General features: G+C 76.1%; 13 protein-coding genes. 9 read left to right on the top strand and 4 right to left on the bottom strand.

The features are described from left to right. Positions 1–80: 80 nt before the first annotated feature. A complete protein-coding gene (locus CLV70_RS10650; RefSeq protein WP_245908155.1) occupies positions 81–1,460 on the bottom strand; it encodes a S8 family peptidase in 1,380 nt (459 codons plus the stop codon). 207 nt (positions 1,461–1,667) lie between these two features. On the opposite strand from CLV70_RS10650, the gene CLV70_RS10645 reads away from it, so the two are divergent. After that, on the top strand, positions 1,668–2,201 hold the full coding sequence (locus CLV70_RS10645; protein ID WP_106126254.1) for a P-loop nucleotide/nucleoside kinase family protein: 534 nt from the start codon (positions 1,668–1,670) through the stop codon (positions 2,199–2,201). On the opposite strand, the gene CLV70_RS10640 is transcribed toward CLV70_RS10645, so the two are convergent. After that, on the bottom strand, positions 2,198–3,193 hold the full coding sequence (locus CLV70_RS10640) for a glycoside hydrolase family 113 protein (RefSeq protein ID WP_106126253.1): 996 nt from the start codon (positions 3,191–3,193) through the stop codon (positions 2,198–2,200). The two genes, CLV70_RS10645 and CLV70_RS10640, sit on opposite strands and share 4 nt — an antisense overlap. 65 nt (positions 3,194–3,258) lie before the next feature. Here CLV70_RS10640 and CLV70_RS10635 point away from each other — a divergent pair, with 65 nt between their 5' ends. After that, positions 3,259–3,840, top strand: coding sequence for a TetR/AcrR family transcriptional regulator (locus CLV70_RS10635; RefSeq protein WP_106126252.1), 582 nt, complete (start codon positions 3,259–3,261; stop codon positions 3,838–3,840). 4 nt (positions 3,841–3,844) lie between these two features. Here CLV70_RS10635 and CLV70_RS10630 read toward each other — a convergent pair whose 3' ends face one another. Beyond that, entirely contained in the window at positions 3,845–4,564 is a 720-nt protein-coding gene (locus CLV70_RS10630; protein ID WP_425440139.1) for an SDR family NAD(P)-dependent oxidoreductase, read from the bottom strand. A gap of 38 nt (positions 4,565–4,602) precedes the next feature. After that, positions 4,603–6,318, bottom strand: coding sequence for an IlvD/Edd family dehydratase (locus CLV70_RS10625; RefSeq protein ID WP_106126251.1), 1,716 nt, complete (start codon positions 6,316–6,318; stop codon positions 4,603–4,605). A 146-nt stretch (positions 6,319–6,464) separates the two neighbouring features. Here CLV70_RS10625 and CLV70_RS10620 point away from each other — a divergent pair, with 146 nt between their 5' ends. From CLV70_RS10620 to CLV70_RS10590, 7 genes are all read left to right on the top strand, one after another. Continuing rightward, entirely contained in the window at positions 6,465–7,235 is a 771-nt protein-coding gene (locus tag CLV70_RS10620; RefSeq protein ID WP_106126250.1) for an IclR family transcriptional regulator, read from the top strand. After that, complete coding sequence (locus CLV70_RS10615; RefSeq protein WP_106126249.1) at positions 7,232–8,122, top strand: SMP-30/gluconolactonase/LRE family protein; 891 nt, start codon at positions 7,232–7,234, stop codon at positions 8,120–8,122. The genes CLV70_RS10620 and CLV70_RS10615 overlap by 4 nt, the downstream gene beginning before the upstream one ends. Positions 8,123–8,145: 23 nt before the next feature. Beyond that, positions 8,146–8,997 (top strand): fumarylacetoacetate hydrolase family protein, encoded by an 852-nt coding sequence (locus CLV70_RS10610; RefSeq protein ID WP_425440138.1) that lies wholly within the window; start codon positions 8,146–8,148, stop codon positions 8,995–8,997. 177 nt (positions 8,998–9,174) lie between these two features. Further along, positions 9,175–12,267 carry an FtsX-like permease family protein gene (locus CLV70_RS10605; protein ID WP_106126247.1) on the top strand — a complete coding sequence of 1,031 codons (3,093 nt, stop codon included), beginning with the start codon at positions 9,175–9,177 and terminating at the stop codon, positions 12,265–12,267. Next, the gene (locus CLV70_RS10600) at positions 12,264–14,948 is read left to right on the top strand and encodes an ABC transporter permease (protein ID WP_245908154.1); all 2,685 of its coding nucleotides are present in this window, start codon (positions 12,264–12,266) and stop codon (positions 14,946–14,948) included. Before CLV70_RS10605 ends, CLV70_RS10600 begins: the two co-directional genes overlap by 4 nt. Continuing rightward, complete coding sequence (locus tag CLV70_RS10595) at positions 14,945–15,889, top strand: ABC transporter ATP-binding protein (protein WP_106126246.1); 945 nt, start codon at positions 14,945–14,947, stop codon at positions 15,887–15,889. The genes CLV70_RS10600 and CLV70_RS10595 overlap by 4 nt, the downstream gene beginning before the upstream one ends. Then, positions 15,889–16,572, top strand: coding sequence for an ABC transporter ATP-binding protein (locus tag CLV70_RS10590; protein ID WP_106126245.1), 684 nt, complete (start codon positions 15,889–15,891; stop codon positions 16,570–16,572). Before CLV70_RS10595 ends, CLV70_RS10590 begins: the two co-directional genes overlap by 1 nt. Positions 16,573–16,611 lie beyond the last annotated feature (39 nt).

The raw sequence follows: 16,611 nt of genomic DNA, 5'->3' as shown, positions 1-16,611 counted from the left end.
CACGGACGTGCGGGGGCCGTGAGCCGCGCCCGGTCCGGCCGCCCGCCGATGGTCGGTGGGCGGCCGGAGGCGGGCGGTCGCTACCGGACGGCCGCCGCCGCGTCGACGAGGCCCGCGCCGCAGCCTTCGGGGCAGGAGCCCGGGATCGGCCGGGCGGTGTCCTTGAGCGCGGCCTCGGCCTGTGCCGGGGTGAGGCCGGGGGTGTGGCTCAGCAGCAGCGCCGCGACCCCTGCGACGTGGGGCGCCGCCATGCTCGTACCCATGTAGGTCTTGTAGGCCGGGCCCGCGGGGGTGGTCGTGCCGGCGTTGAGGGTGGACAGGACGCCGTCCTGCGGGGTGGTCCGGGTGCCGGGGGCGTCGGTGGCGCGCCGCACCTCGCCGCCGGGGGCCGCGATGTCGACGGTGCTGCCGAAGTTGGAGTAGAAGGCCCGGTTCCCGGCGCGGTTCAGGGAGCTGACGGACACCACGTTGTTGCAGTTGCCGGGGTTGTATCCGGACCCGTCGGCGTTGCTGTTGCCGGACGCGACCACCACGGTCGTGCCGCGCCGGACCGCCGCGGTGATCGCGCTCTGGTACGCCCGCGTGCACCGCCCGCTGCCGCCGAGGCTCATGTTGATGACCCGGGCCGGCGTGGCGTTGGCGGGTACGCCGGACACCGAGCCACCCGACGCCCAGACGATCGCGTCGGTGATGTCCGACAGCGCGCCGCCGCACTTGCCCAGCACGCGGGCGTGCTGCACCTTGGCCTGCGGTGCCACGCCCGCGACGCCGACGCCGTTGTCGCTGACCGCGGCGATGGTGCCGGCCACGTGGGTGCCGTGCCAGCTGGAGTCGCCGGCCTCCGAGCCCGGACCGCACTCGCCCGCCGTGGCGTTCCAGTCGCCCTCGTCCTGGGGGTTGCTGTCGCGGCCGTTGCCGTCGCGCGCGTTCGAGGCGCTGCTGATGAAGTCGTAGCCGGCGACCGTGTTGGCGTCCAGGTCCGGGTGCGCCGTACGGCCGGTGTCGATGACCGCCACCACGACGCCGCTGCCCTTCGTCACGTCCCAGGCGCCGGGCCCGTTGATGCCGCCGGCCGGCTCGCTGTAGTGCCACTGCGCCGGGTACTCGGGGTCGTTCGGCACCGACAGGGCGTGCAGCATCACGTCGGGCTCGGCGTACTCGACCCGGTCGCTGGCGGCCAGCGCCTGCAGCAGGCCGGCGGCGTTGCGGTCGGCGCGGATCAGCCGCGCCCCCGTGCCCAGCTGCCGGGCGTCGCTGAGCCGGGCACCGAACCGGGTGCCGAGGCGGCGCAGCACGTCGGCGCGGTCCGCGCCGTCCTTGAACTTCACGATGTACTGGTTGGTGACCTCGGCGGCCCCCGGTGCGGCGGCATCGGACGGTGCCGCGGTGGCCGGCTGCGACAACGTCACGACCGCGGTCGCGGCGACGGCCAGCGCGGCGGCACAACGCTTGCGTTCCACATTTCCTCCCCGGATTCCCGCCGCTCGGGCGACGGATAACCGGAGCCTAGGGCTTTCCATTCACGCCATTCAATACCGGCGAAAGACATGCTTGTTTTCACATATTTCACGGCAGTAATGCGTACGAATATTTCTCGCTGTTCGCCCAGGTGGGCCGCCCGGCACGCCGGGCGGTTACGATTGCCCGTTCGTGACGAGGGGGTGCCGATGGGGCAGCGGACGTTGTTCTTGACGGTGGGGCTGCCGTGCGCCGGGAAGACCACGGCCGCGCGGCGCCTCGAGGTCGAGCACGCGGCTCTGCGTCTCACCAAGGACGAGTGGGTGAAGGCGCTCTACGGGCCCGGGAATCCGCCGTCGGCCGGTGACGTGATCGAGGGGCGGCTCATCGGGATCGGGCTGCGGGTCCTCGAGCTGGGCACCAACGTCGTGATCGACTACGGCCTCTGGAGCCGCGACGAGCGGTCCGCCCTGCGCCAGGCGGCTGCGGACCGGGGCGCGGCGGTGGAACTGCACTACTTCGAGGTCTCCCTGGACGAGCAGCGGAGGCGGCGCGACCGGCGGCAGGCCGAGGCGCCGCACACCACGTGGCCGATGTCCGACGAGGAGCTCGCCGAGTGGGCCGCGCGCATCGAGGTCCCCACACCCGGCGAACTGGACGGCAGCGAACCCGTCGGCGACCCGCCGGCCGGCTTCGCGACCTGGGACGCGTGGCGCGAACACCGCTGGCCGCCGTCGCTCTAGGTGCGGGAGCGGCCGTATTCGGCGAGGGCGTGGAATGCGGCCTTGCGGGTCCAGGAGCCGTCCGGCAGCACCCGTACGATCCCGCGGGCGGCCAGGTCGTAGTCGTGCCCGGGATCGCCGGTCGTCGGCAGGTGCCGGTTGGCGAACGTGTACACGAACGCCGCCTCGGCCCCGCCGGCCTCGTAGTCGCGCAGCAGGTCGACGAGGTAGCGCGCCTGACCCTCCTCGTCGCGCTCCAGCTCCGCGGTCAGCGTCACGGCGCGCCCGCGCTCGTCGTACGCCACGGGTTCCGGACCGCCGGCGACGTCGGCCGCGCCGCGGAACGTGCAGCAGCCGAACTCGGTCGCCGCGTACGGCTTGCCCTGTCCCACCGCCGCCGCCAGGGTCCGGGGGAACGACGCGGCGTTGGTGGCGTCGCGGTAACCGGCGTCGCTGGCGATGATGTCGAACGGCGCCCAGTCGACGTCCTCGAACGGGATCGAGGCGTACCCGACGGGGCCGCCGAACCGCTCGCGCACCGCGGGCAGCGCCTCGGCGAGGAAGCCGCGCACCGCGGCCCGGGCGGCCGGGACCGCCTCCCTCATCCGCATCGGGTCGGTGAACAGCGCCATCCGCTCGGTCAGGTCGCGGCCGGGCAGGAAGCCGTCGGTGAACATCGAGATCTCGGAGCCGGTGAGGTACACGACCGCCGCGCCGTCGCGGCGCAGCCGCTCGGCCCGCTCGGCGCCGTCGAGGACGAAGGCCATCAGTCCGTCGCGGTCCAGTCCGTTGGTGAACGGGCAGTACCACACCTCGAGGCCGATCCCGGCCGCGAGCCGGGCGGTCAGCTCCAGCCGGTCCTGGATCCCGCCGGTGATGCGGACCGCGTCGCAGTGCAGCTCGTCGCGGATGACGAGCAGGTCCTTGCGTACGGCGTCCGGATCGAACGGCTCGTGGGTCGTGGAGCCGCCGCTGACGAAGCCCGTGTCGTAGTTCATGCCGAAGACGCGCATCCCCGATTCCTCCCGCTTAAGGTACGCCACGTACCCTATAAGGTACGTCCAGTACCCTGCAAGCCATGGGCACGCGACGCAGGGGCGAGGAGCTGGAACGGGCGATCCTGCACGCCGCGGCGGACGAGCTCCGCGAGTCCGGGTACGCCGGGCTGACGATGGACCGGGTCGCCGCCCGCGCCGGGACGAACAAGAACGCCATCTACCGCAGGTGGCCGCATCGGGCTGCCCTCGGCATCGCGGCGTACCGGCACCTGTCCGACGCCGCTCTGCCCGACCCCGACACCGGATCCCTGCGCGGCGACGCCCTGGAGATGCTCCGGAAGGCCAACGAGACGTGGTCGTCGCCGCACGGGGCGGTGCTGCGCGGCCTGCTCGCCGCCGCGGCCGACGACCCGGAACTGCTCACCCTCATGCGCGAGCGCTCCGGCGCGGACACCATGGACCGCGCCTGGCTCGGGATGCTCGAACGGGCCGCGGCCCGGGGCGAGGCGCCGGCGGCGGCCGCCCACCACCGGGTGGCGACGACGCCGATCATGCTGCTGCGCGCCGAGTACGCGATGCGCGGCATCCCGTCGGTGCCCGACGAGGTGCTGGTCGAGATCGTGGACGAGGTGTTCCTGCCCCTGGTGCGCGGCCGCGGCTGAGGGGCTACCCGCGGCGCGGGCGCAGGCCCTGCACGCCGCCGTCGACGGCCAGGGCGGTGCCCGTGGTCGCCGACGCCAGCGGGCTCGCGAGATAGGCGATGGCCGCCGCGACCTCCTCGGCGGTGACCAGCCGGCCGCTGGGCTGGCGGGCCTCGAGCGCGGCGCGTTCGGCGACCGGGTCGGCCGCGCCGGAGAGCAGGCGAGCGACCCAGGGGGTGTCGGCCGTTCCCGGGTTCACGCAGTTGACCCGGATGCCCTCGGCGAGGTGGTCCGCGGCCATCGCGAGGGTCAGCGACTGCACGGCGCCCTTGGTCGCCGAGTAGAGGGCGCGCCGGGGCAGCCCGGCGGTCGCGGCGACGGAGCAGGTGTTGACGACCGCGGCGTGCCGCGACGCCCGCAGGTGCGGCAGCGCGGCACGGGTGACGCGGACCATGCCCTGCACGTTGACGTCGAAGACGCGGGCCCACTCCGCGTCGTCGTTCTCCTCGACCGTGCCCTGGGCACCGATGCCCGCGTTGTTGACGACGATGTCCAGGCCGCCCAGCGCGCGCACGGCGGCGGCGACCGCGGCGCGCACGGACCCGTCGTCGGTGACGTCGCAGGCGATGCCGAGCAGCGGCTCCGGCACGCCGGCGACGAGGTCGAGGCAGGCGACGGCGCAGCCGCGCCCGGCGAGCAGCCGGGCGGTCGCCAGGCCGATGCCGGACGCGCCGCCGGTGACGATCGCGCGCAGCCCGCCGAACTCCGTCGCGGGCCCGCCGTTCAGTGCGATTCCCGGGAGACCTGATCGCCGCTGGAGCCCAGCAGGAAGTCGAGATCGGCGCCGGTGTTCGCCTGGCCGACGGTGTCGATGTAGAGGCGTTCCCAGCCCCGCTGCGGCCGGGCGAACGCGTTCACGACCTCCGGCGCGGGCTCGCGGGCGGCGAACTCGTCGTCGGGGACGTCCACGTCGATGCGCCGGTTGGCGACGTCCAGGACGATCATGTCGCCGGTCCGGACCTTGGCGAGCGGCCCGCAGGCGGCGGCCTCGGGCGCCACATGCAGAACCACCGTTCCGTACGCCGTCCCGCTCATCCGCCCGTCGGAGATGCGGACCATGTCGCGGACGCCCTCCGCGAGCAGCTTCGCCGGCAGCGGCATGTTGGACACCTCGGGCATGCCGGGGTAGCCCTTCGGCCCGCAGCCGCGCAGGATCAGCACCGAGTCCGCGGTCACGTTCAGGTCGGGGTCGTCGAGGCGGGCGTTCACGTCCTCGATGGAGTCGAAGACGACCGCGGGACCGCGGTGCTGGAGCAACTCCGGGGTGGCGGCGGCGGGCTTGATGACGGCGCCGCCCGGCGCGAGATTGCCGTAGAGCACCGCGATCCCCGCCTCGGGCTGCAACGGCCGCTCGCGGGCCCGGATGACCTCGCGGTCGTAGACCGGGACGTCCTCGAGGTAGTCGACCAGGGGCCGGCCGGTGACGGTCAGCGCGGCCGGGTCGAGCAGGTCGCGGATCTCGGCGAGAACCGCGTGCAGCCCGCCGGCCCGGTAGAGGTCGTCCATCAGGAAGCGGCCGGCCGGCAGCAGGTCGACCAGCAGCGGCACGTGCGAGCCGACCCGGTCGAAGTCGTCCTGGCTCAGCTCGACGCCGAGCCGGCCGGCGATGGCCAGCAGGTGCACGACGGCGTTGGTGGAGCCGCCCAGCGCCGCCAGGGCGACGATGGCGTTGAGGAACGATCCCCGGGTCATCACCGCGCCGGGCCGCAGGTCCCGCTCGATCATGTCGACGATCAGCTCGCCGGTCGCGTGCGCGGCCTCGAGCAGGCGGCTGTCGGGCGCCGGGGTGCCGGCCACGCCGGGCAGCGTCATTCCGAGGACCTCGGCGAGCAGGCCCATCGTGGACGCGGTGCCCATCGTGTTGCAGTGGCCCTTGCTGCGGATCATCGAGGACTCGGAGCGGGTGAACTCGGCGGCGCTCAGGGTGCCGGCGCGGACCTCCTCGCTCAGCTGCCAGACGCCGGTGCCGCAGCCCAGCGGGACGCCCCGGAAGGTGCCGGTGAGCATCGGGCCGCCGGGCACCACGACCGCGGGCAGGCCCACCGAGGCGGCGCCCATCAGCAGGGCCGGGATGGTCTTGTCGCAGCCGCCGAGCAGGACCACGCCGTCGATCGGGTTGGCGCGCAGCATCTCCTCGATGGCCATCGCCGCCATGTTGCGCCACAGCATCGCGGTGGGGCGCACCTGCGTCTCGCCGATCGACACCACCGGCAGGTTCAGCGGGATGCCGCCGGCCGAGAAGATGCCGTCGGACACGCTCCGGGCGACCTCGTTCAGGTGCGCGTTGCACGGCGTCAGGTCGGAGGCGGTGTTGGCGATGGCGATGTGCGGGCGGCCGTCGAAGGCCCCGGCGGGCAGGCCGCGGCGCATCCAGGCCCGGTGGATGTAGCTGTTGCGGACGTCGCCGGCGTACCACTGCGCACTGCGGCGTGGCTGCATGACCCCTCTTCCAGATCCGGTCTTCCGGATTCCAGTAAGTGGAATTTCGATCAGCGCACTGGAATCGTGCTCGAATGCTAGAACACCCGGTGCCCCGCCGGAACCCCTCTTTCACTTAACGGAACGCCGGTCTAGCATCCGGAACCATGACGGAGCCGGAGGCCGACAGGCTCGTCGGCTCCGACCGCGTCCTCGCGGTCCTCGCCGAGCTGGCCAGACACCCGCAGGGCATCGGGCTCGACGACATGGCCCGGGCCGTGGCCAGCGCCAAGCCCACCGTGCACCGCGCGCTCGCCTCGCTGCGCCGCGCCGGCTTCGCCGCCCGCGACGGCTACGGCCGCTACATCCTGGGCGACGAGTTCCTGCGGCTCGCCTTCGCGCACCACGAGGCCCGGCCCGATCACGTACGCGTCCAGCCGGTCCTGCGGACGCTCTGCGAGCGCTACGGCGAAACCGTCCACTACGCCTGCCTCGACGGGCGCGACGTCGTCTACCGCTCGAAGCTCGACCCCGCCTCCGGCGCCGTACGCCTGAACTCGGTCGTCGGCGGCCGCAACCCCGCGCACTGCACCGCGGTCGGCAAGGTGCTGCTCTCGTACCGGCTGCGCACCGAACGCCACGTGCGTGACTGGATCGGCGACCGTGGCCTGACCCGGCCCACCCCGCACTCGATCGGCACCGCCGAGGAACTGCACGCCGAGCTCGTACGCACCCGCGAGCGCGGCTACGGTGTCGACGACCAGGAGAACGAGCCCGGCATCCACTGCCTCGCCGTGCCCGTCTTCCTCACCTCACCGGCCGAGCCCAGCGGCGCGATCAGCATCAGCAGCCTGGCCTACCGCACCCCGCTGTCGACCCTCATCGACGACCTGCCCGCCATCCGGGCCGTCGTCGCCAACCCCGCGGAGGCCCAGTGACCGCCACGTACACCGCCCGGCCCGCCGACGCCGGCGTCTTCCAGCTCGGCGAGGGGCCGCTCTGGGACCCCGGCCGCGAGCGGCTGCTCTGGGTCGACATCGAGGGCCGGGCCGTGCACCGCGGCGACCTCGACGTGGCGACCGGCGCGATCACCGCGACCGGCGCCTGGGAGTTCGGCACGGAGGCGTGCGCGGTCGCCGTGGCCGCCGACGGCGAACTGCTGGTCGCCGAGCGCGAGACGCTGACCCGCGTCGCGCTCGACGGCACGCGTACCGAAATCGCCCGGGTCCTTCCGGCCGGCGCACCCGGCCGGCTCAACGACGGCGCGGTCGACCCGGCCGGCCGGTTCCTGATCGGCAGCCTCGACCCGGGGGAGCGGTCCGGGACGGAGGTCCTGGTCCGCCTCGACGCCGGCGACCTGACCGTGCTGGACGCCGACCTCACCCTCTCCAACGGCCTCGCCTGGAGCCCCGCCGGCGACCGGCTGTACAGCATCGACACCATCCCCCGCACGGTGTGGGTCCGCGACTACGACCCGGCCACCGGGGCGACCGGCGAACGACGGGAGGCGTTCCGGCTCACCGACGGCTTCCCCGACGGCATGTGCGCGGACGCCGACGGCAACCTGTGGATCGCCGTCTGGGGCGGCGGCCGGGTCGAACGCCGCACCCCGGAGGGCCGGCTGCTGGCCACCGTCGCCGTCGACGCGCCGCACACCACCAGCATGGCGTTCGCCGGGCCGGACCTCGACCTGCTCGTCATCACCACCGCCACCACCGGGTTCGCGCCCGGCGAGCTGGCCGCCCACCCCCACTCGGGGCGCCTGTTCACCGCGCGGGTGGACGCCGCCGGGCTGCCCGGCACGTACTGGAATCCGGCCCTCTGACCGACGGAGACCCCGTGTTTCTCATGCGCATCGGTGCCTTCGGGGCCGAGAAGCCCGCCGTACGCGTCGACGACACCCACTACGTCGACGTGTCCGATGTGGTCACCGACTTCGGCGAGGCGTTCTTCGCCGCGGGCGGCGCCGCCACGCTGGCCGGACCGGTCGCGGAGCGGATCGCCGCCGGCGACGTCCACGAGTTCGGCGACCGCCGGATCGGCGCGCCGATCGCCCGGCCGCACCAGATCCTGTGCATCGGCCTGAACTTCAGCGACCACGCCGCCGAGACCGGCCAGGCCGTGCCCGCCGAGCCCATCCTGTTCACCAAGAGCCCCAACACGCTGGTGGGCCCGAACGACGACGTGCGGATCCCGCGCGGCTCCACCAAGACGGACTGGGAGGTGGAGCTCGGGATCGTCATCGGCCGGCGCACCTCCTACCTGGGCTCTCCGGCCGACGCCGCCGGTGCCATCGCCGGCTACGTGCTGGTCAACGACGTCAGCGAACGCAGCTTCCAGATGGAACGCGGCGGGCAGTGGAGCAAGGGCAAGTCCGCCGAGACGTTCAACCCGGCCGGGCCCTGGCTGGCCACCCCCGACGAGATCCCGGACGTCGGCGACCTGGACATGTGGCTCGACGTCAACGGCGTGCGCAGGCAGACCGGCAACACCAGGACGATGGTCTTCGACCCGTACGTCATCGTCCACCACCTCAGCCAGTTCCTCGTCCTCGAGCCCGGCGACCTGATCAACACCGGGACGCCGCCCGGCGTCGGCATGGGCCAGGATCCGCCGGTCTGGCTCCGGCCGGGGGACGTCATCGACCTCGGGATCGACCGGCTGGGCCGGGCCCGGCAGCACGTCGTCCCGCCACGCTGACGCGGCCGGCGGGGCTCTGCCGGGCTCGGGCGCGTGCGCGGCTCTGCGGGGTAGCGCGGCTATGAGCCGGGCGGGCGGGGCGCGGTGCCGGGCGGGCGCGGTGCCGGGCGGGAGGGTTTTCCACAGGCCGCGCGGGGGCTCCCGCGAGCGGCCGGATGATCTGGCAGGATCGCGGCCATGATGCTGCGGCGCGCACGGGGGGCGGCGGCGTTACTGCTGGCCGCGGCCGGTGTGACGCTGACCGCGGTGACGTTGCTGGCCGCGCTCACCGTCTACAGCACGGCGGTGACCGAGGCCGGCGTCCGCACCGCCGTGGCGTCCGCCGACCCGGCCGAGCGCTCCATCCTGGTGCGTGGCTCCGCGGGCTCCGACCCGGCCGCGCAGGCGCAGTGGGACGCCGCGCTGCGCCGGGCGTTCGGTGGCGGGCTGGGCGGCGTGCCCGCCGTCGTCAGCGCGGCCGGATACGGCGCCGGCTGGGCGTTCGCCGAGCCGGGCGGTGCGGTGCGGCCGGATTCCTCCGGTGTCGCGTACGCGTCGGTGCTGCACGTCGACGATCTGGCCGGGCACGCGCGCCTGACCGGCGGCCGGTGGGCCGTCGCGGGGGCTTCGCCCGTACAGATGACGCTCGCCGAGCCGGTCGCCGGGCTGCTGGGCCGCGCCGTCGGCGACCGGATCCCGTTGACCGACCGCCGCACCGGGCGGACCACCGAGGTGGTGCTGACCGGAGTGTGGCAGCCCGTCGACGCCACCGATCCGTATTGGCGGCTGGTTCCGGACGTCGCGACGGGGGTGCGGCCGGGCTCCGCGACGTACGGGCCGCTGGTCGTGGAGCGGGCCGACTTCACGGCGCATTTCGCCGCGTCCCGGTCCGCCGCCTGGCTGGTGACCCCGCGGCTGGAAGCGGCCACCCTCGCCGAGGTGACCGGCGCGGCCGCCGCCGCGGCGGCGACGGGGACGGGGCTGCCGGCGCCGCGCGGGCTGGACCAGTCCGCCTCGGCCGAGAGCGGCCTGTCCGAGCTCGCCGCCCGGCTGGGCCGCGCCGACGTGGTGGGTCGGTCCACGCTGGTCACGCCCGCGTTGCTGATCATCGTGCTGGCCGGCTACGTGCTGCTGCTGATGGCGGTGCTGCTCGCCGAGGACCGGCGGGGCGAGACGGCGCTGCTGCGCGCCCGGGGCGCGTCCCGGGGCCGGCTGGCGGGGCTCGCGCTGCGGGAGTCGTTGCTGGTGGTGCTGCCCGCGGCCGTCCTCGGCCCGGTGCTGGCGGCCGGGCTGGTGGCGCTCGCGAGCCGGGTGCCGGCGGTGGCCGCCGGGCTGGAGCTGCGTCCCCGGCTCGCCGTCTCGACCTGGCTGGTCGCGGCGGTGGCCGCGATGGGATGCGCGCTGGCCGTGGCGGCTCCGGCGCTGCGCCGGGGCCGCGCGTACGCCGCCGAGATGGCCGCCCGTTCCCGGCCGCGTACCCGGTCCGTGGTGCTGCGGGCGGGCCTCGACGTGGTGGTGCTGGCGCTGGCCGTGCTGAGCTGGCTGCAACTGCGGCAGTACGCCTCCCCGCTGTCCGCCGCCGGTACGGGTGGCGCGCTCGGCATCGACCCGCTGCTCGCCGCGGCGCCGACGCTCGGGGTGATCGCGGGCGCCGTGCTCACGCTGCGCCTGCTGCTCCCGGCGGCGCGCGTCGCCACCGGCCTCGCCGAGCGGACGTCCGACAGCGCCGCCGTGTTCGGCACCTGGCAGGCCGGCCGCCGGTCGCACGCGGGCCCGATGGTCCTGGTGGCGCTGGCGGTCGCCGCCGGCACGGTCTCGTGGTGCCTGGCCGGCACGTCCGAGCGCTCCGCCGTGGACCAGGCGGACCTGCGCGCCGGCGCCGACCTCCGCCTCGTCGAGAACGCCGGTGCCGCCCCCGCGGACCGGCCGGACGGCCTCGCCGCGCTGCCGGGGGTGACGGCGGTGCTGCCGGGCGCCCGGACCGGCGTGGCCCTCGGCACCGACGGCGGCCGGGGCGACCTCGTCGCGGTGGACGCGGTCGCCGGATCGCGCGTCCTGCACCTGCGCGGCGACGTCGCCGGAGGCGACCCGGACGGCCTGTGGCGCAGGCTGGCCGCCGCCCGGCCCGCGCCGGGGGACGCGCCGGTGCCGGGCCGGGGCACCGTGACCGCGGATCCGGGCGTGCGCACGACCGCCGTGCTCGCCGGGCCCGCGGGCCGGCAGGCGCGGCTGCCGCTGGAGCCGGACGCCGCCGGCCGGTTCACGCTGACGGCCCCGCCCGGTGGGTGGCGGCTGGCCGGGTTCCTCGTCGAGGCGCCTGCCGCCGCGTCCGGGTCCACGGTGAGCTGGCGGCTCGACGGCCTGGACGTCCCGCTCGCCGCCGGCGGCTGGCGGACGGTGGACCGCGAGTCCGCGCAGGACGCCGCCCGCCCCCGCCCGGACGCCCTGGCGGCGACCTACCGGGTGCCCCGGACGCACCGGGTCGACTTCGCCGTCGTCCCGGCCGCCGGGCCCGCGCCGCTGCCCGTGGCGGTCACCCCGGCCGCGCTCACCGCCCTGCGCCTCGGCACCGGGCAGTCGACCACCCTGACCGTCGGCGGCGTCTCGGTGGACGTCACCGTCGCCGCGACGATCGCCGCCGTGCCCGGCACCGACGGCGGTCCGGCGCTGCTGGCCGACCTGCCGACCCTCGACGCCCAGCTCCTGGGCCGGCGCGGCGTCGTCGCGGCGCCCCAGGAATGGTGGCTGGCCACGCGGCCGGGGCAGCACACCGCGGCCGCGGTCGCCGCCGCCCGGCTGGACGGCGTCCAGATCGTCGACCGGCAGGCGCTGTCCGCCGCCGGCAGCGACCCGTTCGGCGCCGGCGCCCGCGGCGCGCTGTTCGGGGCGGCCCTGGCGGCCGTCCTGCTGGCCGCCGTCGGCGTCGCGGTGGACGTGCAGGCCACTATCCGGCGGCGGGCCGGGGAACTCGCCGTCCTGCACGCCCTCGGCGCCGGTCCCGGGCTGCTGACCCGCTCGCTGCTCGTGGAGCAGTCCCTGCTGGCCGGGATCGGCGCGCTCGCCGGTCTGGTCGCCGGGGTGCTCGTCGCGATCGCCGTCGTCCCGCTGCTGGTGCTGACGCCCGCCGCCGCCCGGCCGGTGCCGGCGCCGCTGCCGGACGTCGAATGGCTCCGGGCCGCCGGCACCGGTGTCCTGCTCGTCGCGCTGGCCCTCGCCCTGACCGCTCTCGCCGCGCTGGGCCTGCACCGCCGCGTCGCCGCCGGCCCGCCGGCCGAGGGGCGGGAGCCGTGATCTCGCTGCTGCACCGCGCCCGCGCGTTCGCCGGGGAGCTGGCCCTGCTCGCCGCGCTCGCCCTGATCGCCGCGCTGCTCGTGAGCGGGGTGCCGAAGCTCGCCAACGGCCACACCGATGCGGGCCTGCGCGCCGACCTCGCCCGGCTGCCGGACTCCGCCCGCGACCTGACGTTCGGGAGCCTGCCGGTGCGGTACCCGCTGGATCCCACCCAGCAGGCCGTCCTCGACGGCGCGCAGCGGCTGGACACGTACCGGCAGCGGCTGGCCGAGCCGCTGCGCGGGCTGATCAGCGACCAGTGGTATACCGCGCGGGTCGGGCCGGCGGGGGTGCGTACCGGTGGCGACGTCGCGCCCTTCGCCGGCAGCTGCACGCCCAGCCTGTCGGTGCGCACGCTGACCGGCGCGGACCGGGCCGTCCGGATGGTGGAGGGCCGCCCGCCCGCGTCGGCGGGGACCGTCGAGGCGACCGTCGCCCGTCCCGTCGCCGCCGCCGTCGGCCTGCGGGTCGGGTCCACCTTCACGCTGATCGGCACGTACGGGCCCGTTCCGGTGCGGGTCGTCGGCATCTTCGAGCAGCTGGACCCGGCGGCCACGCTCTGGGCCGACATGCCGCTGACCCGGACCTCCTGCCCCAACCCCACGGACGGCGCCACCGTCCGGGCCGGCCTGCTCACCGACGCCGCGGGCATCCGCCTCGCCGGCGACCGCACCGGCGACGCGGTGCACGAGTGGCGCTACCGCCTCGCCGCGGAGCGGGTGACCGCCCCGGACGTGCCCGCGCTGGCCGCCGCCGTGACCGCCGCCCGGCGTTCCGCCCCGCAGGGAACCGCCCTGACCAGCGGGCTCGAGGCGTCGCTGGAGCGCTATTCCGGTGAACAGCGGGCCGTGGCGGCGCTGCTCGCGGTCGTGCAGGCGGGCATCGTCGCGACCGTGCTCGGCCTGATCGCGCTCGCCGCGGGGCTCGTGGTCGAGCGGCGCCGCGGCGAGTTCGCCCTGATCCGGGCCCGGGGCGGCGCCGCCACCGCGATCGGGGGCCGGCTCCTGGCCGAGACGCTGCTGGTCGTGCCCGCCGCGGTGCTGGCCGGGTGGCTCGCCGGGTCGCTGCTACCGGGCCGCGCACCCGCGCACGGATGGCCGGCGCTCGCCGCGGTCCTGGTCGTGGCGACGGTGACCGCGCCGGTGCTCGCCACGGCCGCCCAGCGGCGCCCGGCCGGCACCGGCCGGCGGGACCTCGGTGCGCGGCCGTCGCCGCGGCGCCTCGTCGGCGAGGCGTTCGTGCTGCTGCTCGCGGTCCTCGGCGTGCTGCTGGTACGCCGCAGGGGACTGGCCGCGGCCGACGGCGTGGACCCGTACCTGGTGGTGGTGCCGGTCCTGCTGGCCGTGGCGGTGGCGCTGGCCGTGCTGCGGCTGGTGCCGTGGCCACTGCGGCTGGCCGGCCGCCTGACCGCGCGCGCCCGGGGCGCCGTGCCGTTCCTCGGCCTCGCCGGGGCGGGGCGCGGCTCACCGGTGCGGGTCGCCCCGCTGGCCGTGCTGGTCGTGACGGTCGCCACCGGCGTCTTCACCGGCACCGTGAGCGGCGCGATCGGCGACGCCCGCGATCGCGCCACGGACCTCGACGTGGCCGGGGACGCGCTGATCACCGGCGCCGGCTTCGGGCCGGACACCGTACGGGGCCTGGCCGCCGTCCCCGGCGTCACGGCGGTGGCGGCGATCCGCGACGACAACGGGGTGCCGTTGCGTGCCGGCCGCACCCCGCAGGGCCAGGTCCGGGTCCTCCTGATCGACGGTCCGGCCGCCGAGCGCGTGCTGCGCCTCGCGGGCAGCGGCCTGCGGCTGCCGTCCGCGCTCACCCGGGCCGCGCCCGGCGGCGGGGCGGTGCCGGCGCTGGTGTCACCCGACGTCGCCGCGAAGCTCGGCGGCGACGGCACGGTCGACGTGCAGGGGACGGTGTACCGGTTCCGGGTCGCCGCGGTCGCCGCGGAGGCCCCGGGGACGGGCGTGGGCGCGCAGCGGTTCGTCGTACTCCCCGCCCAGGCGCTGCCCGTTCCCGAGGGGCGGCCCCTGCGGATCAACCGCTTCGCCGTCGCGGGCGCCGGCGCCGATCCGGAGGCGCTGCGCCGGGCGGGCGACGCCGGGCAACTGGCCTACCTGACGAGCGGGCTGGGGCAGGCGCCGGACGAGTGGGAGCTGCCGCCGACGACCGTCACGACCTGGCGGGACCAGCGCGCGTCGCTCGAGGAGAGCGGCGTCAACCGGGTGCTCAGCTTCACCTTCGCCGCGGGTTCGGCCGGCTCGGTCGTCCTGGCCCTGCTCGCCTTCGGCTTCGCGGTGCTCGCCGGGGCGCCGGCGCGCCGGGCCACCCTGGCCCGCCTGCGACCGCTCGGCCTGTCGCCCGGCCAGGGAAGCCGGCTGCTGCTGTACGAGCTCGTACCGTTGCTGACGGTCGCCCTCGTCGCGGGCGGCCTGGTCGGCGCCGCGCTGCCGCGCCTCCTCGGGCCCGCGCTGGGGCTGTCGGGGTTCACCGCCGGGGTGACGGCCGGGGGCCGGGCCGGCCCGGCGCTCATCGCCGTCGTGCTGGCGGCGGTGCTGCTCGCCGTCGCCGCGGCGCTGCTGGTGGAGAGCGTCGCTGACCGCCGTGCGCGCCTCGGGGTGCCACGGCCAGGAGGGGAGTACGGGTGACCGAGGACCTTGCCGCCCTGGAGCGCCGGGCGGGGGAGCGGGCGGCCGCGCGGGCGGGCGGCGCCGACCGGCTGGCCGGGCACATCGTGTGCGACGGCCTCGTGCGCATCTACAAGACCGACGGCGTCGAGGTCGTCGCCCTGCAGGGGCTCGACCTCGTCGTCGACCGCGGGGAGCTGCTGGCCATCGTCGGCGCGTCGGGCTCCGGCAAGTCGACGGTGCTCAACATCCTGTCCGGGCTGGACGTACCCACCGCCGGGGTGGCCCGGGTCGCCGGCTACGACCTGCTGAACCTGTCGGCGAAGAGCCGGCTCGCGTACCGGCGGCGGACGGTCGGCTTCGTGTGGCAGCAGACCGCCCGCAACCTGCTGCCCTACCTGGACGTACGGGAGAACGTCGAACTTCCGGTGCGGCTCGCCGGCGGCGGACGCCGGGCCGCCCGGGCCCGCGCCGGGGAACTGCTCGAGCTCGTCGGGCTCGCCGACCGCGCCGACCGGCGCCCGGGCCGGCTCAGCGGCGGCGAACAGCAGCGCTGCGCGGTCGCCGTGGCGCTGTCGAACGACCCGGAGGTGCTGTTCGCCGACGAGCCGACCGGCGAACTGGACGAGGCGACCGCGGCGGAGGTCTTCGGCGCGCTGCGCACCGTCAACGCCGAGCTGGGCGTGACCGTCGTGGTGGTGACCCACGACCGCAACGTGGCCGGCGAGGTGCGCCGGGCGGTCGCCATCCGCGACGGCAGGACGGCCGCCGAGGTACGCCGGTCGGCGCGCCGCGGCACCGACGGCACGGAGGAGCTGGTCAGCGAGGAGTACGCGGTGCTCGACCGCAACGGGCGCCTGCAACTGCCGGCCGCGTTCGTCGAGGCGCTGACCCTGCGCGACCGGGTGCGCCTGACCCTGGAACCCGATCATGTGGCCGTACGGCCCGGCGAGGAGCGCTGATGTCCGAGGCGGTGGTCCGGGTCGCCGGCCTGGGGCGTGACTTCCCGGCCGGCGACGGCGTGGTGCACGCCGTCCGCGGGGTGTCGTTCACGGCGGCCCGCGGGGAACTCGTCGCCGTCCGCGGCCGGTCCGGCGCCGGCAAGTCCACCCTGCTGAACCTGGTCGGCGGGCTCGACCGGCCGACCACCGGCCGGGTCGAGGTCGCCGGGCGTGACGTCGGTGCGGCCTCCGGGCGGGAACTGCTCGAGCTGCGCCGCTCCACGATCGGCTTCGTGTTCCAGTCGTTCGGCCTCATCCCGATCCTGTCCGCGGCCGAGAACATCGGGGTGCCGCTGCGGCTGGCCCGGCGCCCGGCCGCCGAGCGTGACCGGCGGGTCGCCGTCCTGCTGGAGCTGGTGGGCCTGGGCGCGCACGCGGCGCAGCGGCCGTACGAGCTCTCCGGCGGCCAGCAGCAGCGGGTCGCCGTGGCCCGGGCGCTCGCCAACGACCCGCAGCTGCTCATCGCCGACGAGCCCACGGGCCAGCTCGACTCCGACACCGGTCGGTCCATCATGGACCTGCTCCGCGCCGTGGTCGACGCGCACGGCATGACGGCACTGGTCGCCACCCACGACGCCGGCCTCATGGACCGCGCCGACCGCATCCTCACCCTCCGCGACGGAGCCCTCGTCACCGACGATTGACACCGCCCGCGCGTGCCTCCGCCCCACGCCGCCGGCGCG

The sequence above is a fragment of the Pseudosporangium ferrugineum genome (assembly GCF_003002065.1).
GTDB classification, from domain to species: Bacteria; Actinomycetota; Actinomycetes; order Mycobacteriales; family Micromonosporaceae; genus Actinoplanes; species Actinoplanes ferrugineus_A.
The sequence above is the reverse complement of the archived record's forward strand: the minus strand, read 5'-3'. Positions and strand labels throughout refer to the sequence as shown.

Coding starts and splice junctions, on each gene's coding strand:
- CLV70_RS10645 (WP_106126254.1), top strand. CDS start 1,668: ATGGGGCAGCGGACGTTGTTCTTGACGGTGGGGCTGCCGTGCGCCGGG.
- CLV70_RS10640 (WP_106126253.1), bottom strand. CDS start 3,193: ATGCGCGTCTTCGGCATGAACTACGACACGGGCTTCGTCAGCGGCGGC.
- CLV70_RS10635 (WP_106126252.1), top strand. CDS start 3,259: ATGGGCACGCGACGCAGGGGCGAGGAGCTGGAACGGGCGATCCTGCAC.
- CLV70_RS10625 (WP_106126251.1), bottom strand. CDS start 6,318: ATGCAGCCACGCCGCAGTGCGCAGTGGTACGCCGGCGACGTCCGCAAC.
- CLV70_RS10620 (WP_106126250.1), top strand. CDS start 6,465: ATGACGGAGCCGGAGGCCGACAGGCTCGTCGGCTCCGACCGCGTCCTC.
- CLV70_RS10610 (WP_425440138.1), top strand. CDS start 8,146: ATGCGCATCGGTGCCTTCGGGGCCGAGAAGCCCGCCGTACGCGTCGAC.
- CLV70_RS10605 (WP_106126247.1), top strand. CDS start 9,175: ATGATGCTGCGGCGCGCACGGGGGGCGGCGGCGTTACTGCTGGCCGCG.
- CLV70_RS10590 (WP_106126245.1), top strand. CDS start 15,889: ATGTCCGAGGCGGTGGTCCGGGTCGCCGGCCTGGGGCGTGACTTCCCG.